Source organism: Microcystis sp. M165S2 (assembly GCF_020245885.1).
Lineage (GTDB): Bacteria > Cyanobacteriota > Cyanobacteriia > Cyanobacteriales > Microcystaceae > Microcystis.
Genome location: NZ_JADBTZ010000300.1, coordinates 1 through 4,586 on the forward strand (window position 1 = coordinate 1; position 4,586 = coordinate 4,586).

Annotated in this window: 4 protein-coding genes; 1 reads left to right on the top strand and 3 read right to left on the bottom strand. The window is 45.9% G+C overall.

Annotated elements, in window-relative coordinates; genetic code table 11:
• Positions 1-251 precede the first annotated feature (251 nt).
• Positions 252-1,286: a pyruvate dehydrogenase (acetyl-transferring) E1 component subunit alpha gene (gene pdhA, locus IM479_RS15135; protein ID WP_287078175.1), complete on the bottom strand. Its 1,035-nt coding sequence runs from the start codon at positions 1,284-1,286 to the stop codon at positions 252-254.
• A gap of 247 nt (positions 1,287-1,533) precedes the next feature.
• Here pdhA and IM479_RS15140 point away from each other — a divergent pair, with 247 nt between their 5' ends.
• Complete coding sequence (locus IM479_RS15140) at positions 1,534-3,786, top strand: IMS domain-containing protein (protein ID WP_287686207.1); 2,253 nt, start codon at positions 1,534-1,536, stop codon at positions 3,784-3,786.
• A 50-nt stretch (positions 3,787-3,836) separates the two neighbouring features.
• Here IM479_RS15140 and IM479_RS15145 read toward each other — a convergent pair whose 3' ends face one another.
• Entirely contained in the window at positions 3,837-4,061 is a 225-nt protein-coding gene (locus IM479_RS15145) for a hypothetical protein (RefSeq protein ID WP_287686208.1), read from the bottom strand.
• Positions 4,062-4,066: 5 nt separating this feature from the next.
• The coding region (locus IM479_RS15150; RefSeq protein ID WP_502845715.1) for a nuclease/transposase family protein at positions 4,067-4,586 on the bottom strand (520 nt) is incomplete at its 5' end.

Consider the following 4,586-nt stretch of genomic DNA (forward strand, 5'->3'; position numbering starts at 1 on the left):
ACTTTAAACTCTAAGACAAACATTTTACGCAGGGGGTACTTAGATAAAATCAGTATAGCACAATAAAAGTTAAGTTAACAAGCTATAGTTTAAAAAGCCGTCCTAAAAGGACGGGGCTTTAACCCAAAATTTCGGTAATCAGTGATCAGTAATCAGTAATCAGTAATCAGCAATCAGTGATCAATAAACAGTGATCAGTGAACTGAAAACTCAACTCTGAATAACTGGTAACTGATCACCGATCACTGAAATTACTCGTCTTCAGCGAAAATAAAGCGAGTTAGTTCACTAGGATCGGGTTCAGGGCTAGATTCGGCAAATTTAACCGCTGCCTCGATTTCAGCTAGAATTTTCTCCTCGATTTCTTTTAATTCCTCTCTCGTGGCCAGATCTCGCTCGTAGAGGTAGGCGGCAAAGCGAGTGATCGGATCTCTTTCGCCCCAGAATTGTTTCTCGTCAGCACTGCGTAACTCGTCGGGATCTGCCAGAGAGTGACCCCGGAAACGATAGGTTAAGGCCTCAATTAAAGTCGGTCCTTCACCAGCGCGGGCGCGGGCCACAGCTTCTCTGGCGGCGGCATGAACGGCGACCACATCCATACCGTCCACTTCCACGCCGACCATACTAAAAACACTGGCTTTTTTATAGATTTCCGGTTGAGAAGTGGCTCGATCATGGGCCATACCGATCGCCCACTTATTATTTTCCACCACATAGATAATCGGCAACTTCCAGAGGGCGGCCATATTCAGACACTCAAAAAACTGGCCATTATTACTCGCCCCATCCCCGAAGAAACAGACCGTTACCTGATCGGCACTGGCATCACCCATGGCTTCGCGACGGTACTTACTTTGAAAAGCCGCCCCGGTTGCGACGGGAATCCCCTCGGCCACAAAAGCGTAACCCCCTAAAAGCTTATGTTCGGCGGAAAACATGTGCATGGAGCCACCCCGTCCTTTACTGCAGCCAGTAGCTTTGCCGAATAACTCCGCCATTACCTCTTGAGCGGGAACTCCAGCACTGAGGGCGTGGACGTGATCGCGATAGGTGCTAGAAACGTAATCTTCTCCCTGACGCAAGGCTTTAATAATACCGCTAGATATCGCTTCTTGACCGTTGTAGAGGTGGACAAAACCGAACATTTTGCCCCGATAATACATTTCGGCACATTTATCTTCAAACATCCGCCCCAAAACCATATCCTCGTATAGGCGAAGACCTTCAGCTTTGGTAATAATGATGGAAGCAGGATTAAAGGTTGGTAAAGTACGTTCGGAAATCATAGGGTCTGTAGTATCATTTAGACAACAAAAAGGCAAGGGGAGAGGAAGCGGTAGATTTTTCGAGAATTCTGGCAGTGAATTTTTTGGTCTTAAACCAAGGAGTTCTTGGTATTTTCTCTCTCAAATCTAATCTTAGTCAGTCAGAGATTGGCTAGGATAAGATGGTATCTTGTTATTTTACTCGCTCCGCTCTCACTTACATCACTTAATTCACTAAGGACTCTCCAGAGTTGAGGTACAGCTAACCGTGCGAATTCCTCTCGACTACTACAGGATATTGGGAATCCCCTTTCAGGTGAGTGCCGAGCAGATTGATTTGGCCCACGCCGACCGGGGACGGCAATTGCCACGTCAAGAATACAGTCAAACAGCGATCATTGCCCGTCAGCACTTGTTAGATGAAGCTTACCAAGTGTTAAGTGCTGCGGATCGCCGTCGTGATTACGATGCCCAATTTTTCGACCCCAATCCCTTGCTTCTCAACCCAGAAAGCAGCGCCGAAAACCTAGATTCTCACGGTGGGGAAGTGACCGCCGCTTCCCCGGAATATCTCACTCCCCAGATTACCATTGCCCCCGCCGATCTGGTGGGAGCTTTGCTCATACTGCAAGAGTTGGGAGAATACGAGTTAGTGATTCGTTTGGCCGAAACTTATCTAGATTTAGAGCCAACTACTCGCCCAGACATGATCTTAACCTTGGCTTTGGCCTACGGGGAATTAAGTCGGGAATATTGGCAGGATAAAAATTATGAACAGGCGGCCAGCACCGCGGCCAAAGCCCTGACTTGCTTGGAACAAGAACAAATGTTCCCGCAAGTGGCCAGCGAGATTCGCCATGATTGCGATCGCCTGCGTCCCTACCGGATTCTGGAATTGTTATCCCAAGAAAAAAAACCTAGTCTTGCCCGTCAGCGCGGCTTAAATCTCTTGGAGGAGATGTTGGCCGCTCGCGGCGGCATCGATGGCCAGGGCGACGATCGCTCTGGGTTGGGGGTGGATAATTTTTTACGCTTTATTCAACAGTTACGGGTTTATTTAACTCAGGCCGAACAGGAGAAAATCTGGGCAAAAGAGGCACAACGCCCCTCGGCGGTGGGTAATTATCTGCTAGTCTATGCCTTGATCGCCCGCGGTTTCGCCCAAAAACAACCCGCCGCTATTGTCGCAGCCAGCGAGCGCCTGCAGCAATTACAAAAACATCAGGATGTCTCCCTAGAGCGATCGATCTGCGCCCTACTGCTCGGTCAGACGGAACGAGCAAGCACAATTTTAGAAAAAAGTCAAGAGCAAGAAATATTAAATTATATTAAGGAACAATCTGGGCAATCTGCCGATCTTTTACCCGGGCTATGTCGTTACGGTGAGCGTTGGTTACAAACAGAAGTTTTCTGCCATTTTAGTGATTTAGTCGAGCGGAAAGCCTCACTCAAAGAGTATTTTGCTGAGGAAGATGTACAAAATTATTTAGAAAAATTGTCAGGGTTTCCTGACGAAAAAGTTCCCGTCGAGGTTCGAGAAAAGGCCAGCGAACCCTTAGAATCGGAAGTAAATGTTCTGAAAACCCACACCCCCCCCACCCATTTAAACCCAGTGCTAGGAGTGACACCGATGAGGGAATCCGCTTATTCTTCTTCCCAGTCTCGTCCCCAAAACCCGTCTTTAGCTAGAGTTAACGGTGAGCGGACAAGCACTGCTGTACCCACCCTGAGAGCCACCGCTCAGGGGGAAACTCTCACCCCCTATACTCAGGGCAGTGTAGTGGTGACAGCAGCCTATCGTCAACCGGCACTTAATCCCCCTCGTCGTCGTCCCAGTCGCTCCCGTCCCCCAGCAGCGGGCAACTCCGGGCCGGCAGCCTTAGAAACGGCAAAAACTGCCGTAGTCGCACCGAAACGGAGACGACCGGCCCGCAGAAAACTGCGACTCGATCGAGTGGCGATATTAGGGGTAGGATTAGTGGGAACGCTCGCAGTTTTAGCCCTGGGGGTAAAGGCAATTGTCGATAGTCAATCTCCTTTGGCAGCCTTGCAAGGGGAACAGTTACCGATTTCTTTAAATACTCCCATACTAGAAATTCCTTCGGCTAATGCGGAAGTGATGGCAGGGATTCCCTTAGACAAGGAAACAGCCAAGGAGACGATTCAAGCTTGGTTAGGGGCAAAATCGGCGGCTTTTGGCAGTGAACACCAAAAAGAGCAATTGAAGGAGATTTTAACGGGTTCAGCCTTGCAAATTTGGCAAAAACGAGCGGCGGCTTTACAGGGAAATAACTATTGGCGCTACGATCATCAAGTGGATGTGCGCTCAGTTACTAATAATACGAAAAATCCTAATTTAGCGACGGTGGAAGCGATAGTAAACGAAAAGGCCATGTATTTCCATAATGGCAAGGAAATTGTCAATCGTTCCTATAATGAGTCCTTGAACCTGCGCTATGATTTGGTACGGCAAGGAGATAAATGGTTGATCGAAAAAACCCAAGTCTTACCGCTCAACTAAACTTACTCAAACTTACTTAAAAGTCTGAAAGCTTAGTCATTCGTAGTGGGTCAAGCACGGAGCGGATTAAACGGCAAACCCTTTATTCCCTGGTCAATGACATCAGGAATTACTTTTCTAAAAAGTCCCCTAGCTAACCTTTTTCCCTTAAATAATGGTTTTTCTTCACCATATTTAGGTAACTCATCCCTATCTAAAGCACTGGATTGTGAGGTATAGGATTCTTCAGTTATTATGACTTTTATTCCTTTTAATTGAGCTTTATAGGTTAACATTTCTATTAATCTATAATGGGAAATATTGACAAATTGTTGATTATTCCTTTTACCAAAAGAGGTGCTACACCTGTTTGATTTGTAGTTACAGCCATTAAGTTATTAACTCCTAAATCTACCCCAGCTATCTGTTGTTTATCTGTGGTTTCCGACCGTCTTTCATAGGCTATTTCAATGACATAACAGCTACTTTTGGGAACAATTCTCACTGCAATTATTTCTCTCTTGGATGTGGGAATTTTTAAGTCGCTCCTAGACAAGTGACAAATTCCTTCTTTTAACGGTTTTTTAGAAATTGATTCCTGAGAATATATTAGCAGGTTTCTTCCTTTAGTTTTGTCCTTATAGCTAATAATTTTGGGTTTTCCTAAAAATTTTTCAGGGTGTTTTTTCCAAGCTTTAAAAGCGGCAAAATAACTAATCCAAGCTTGCTCTAATCTTCTGATTATCTGCTTGCTGACTTTCGTGGGTAAAGCTAAATAATCTGAGGTTTTAGATACCAGATGATAGAGTTGATTAAAACTC

Coding starts and splice junctions, on each gene's coding strand:
- pdhA (WP_287078175.1), bottom strand. CDS start 1,286: ATGATTTCCGAACGTACTTTACCAACCTTTAATCCTGCTTCCATCATT.
- IM479_RS15145 (WP_287686208.1), bottom strand. CDS start 4,061: ATGTTAACCTATAAAGCTCAATTAAAAGGAATAAAAGTCATAATAACT.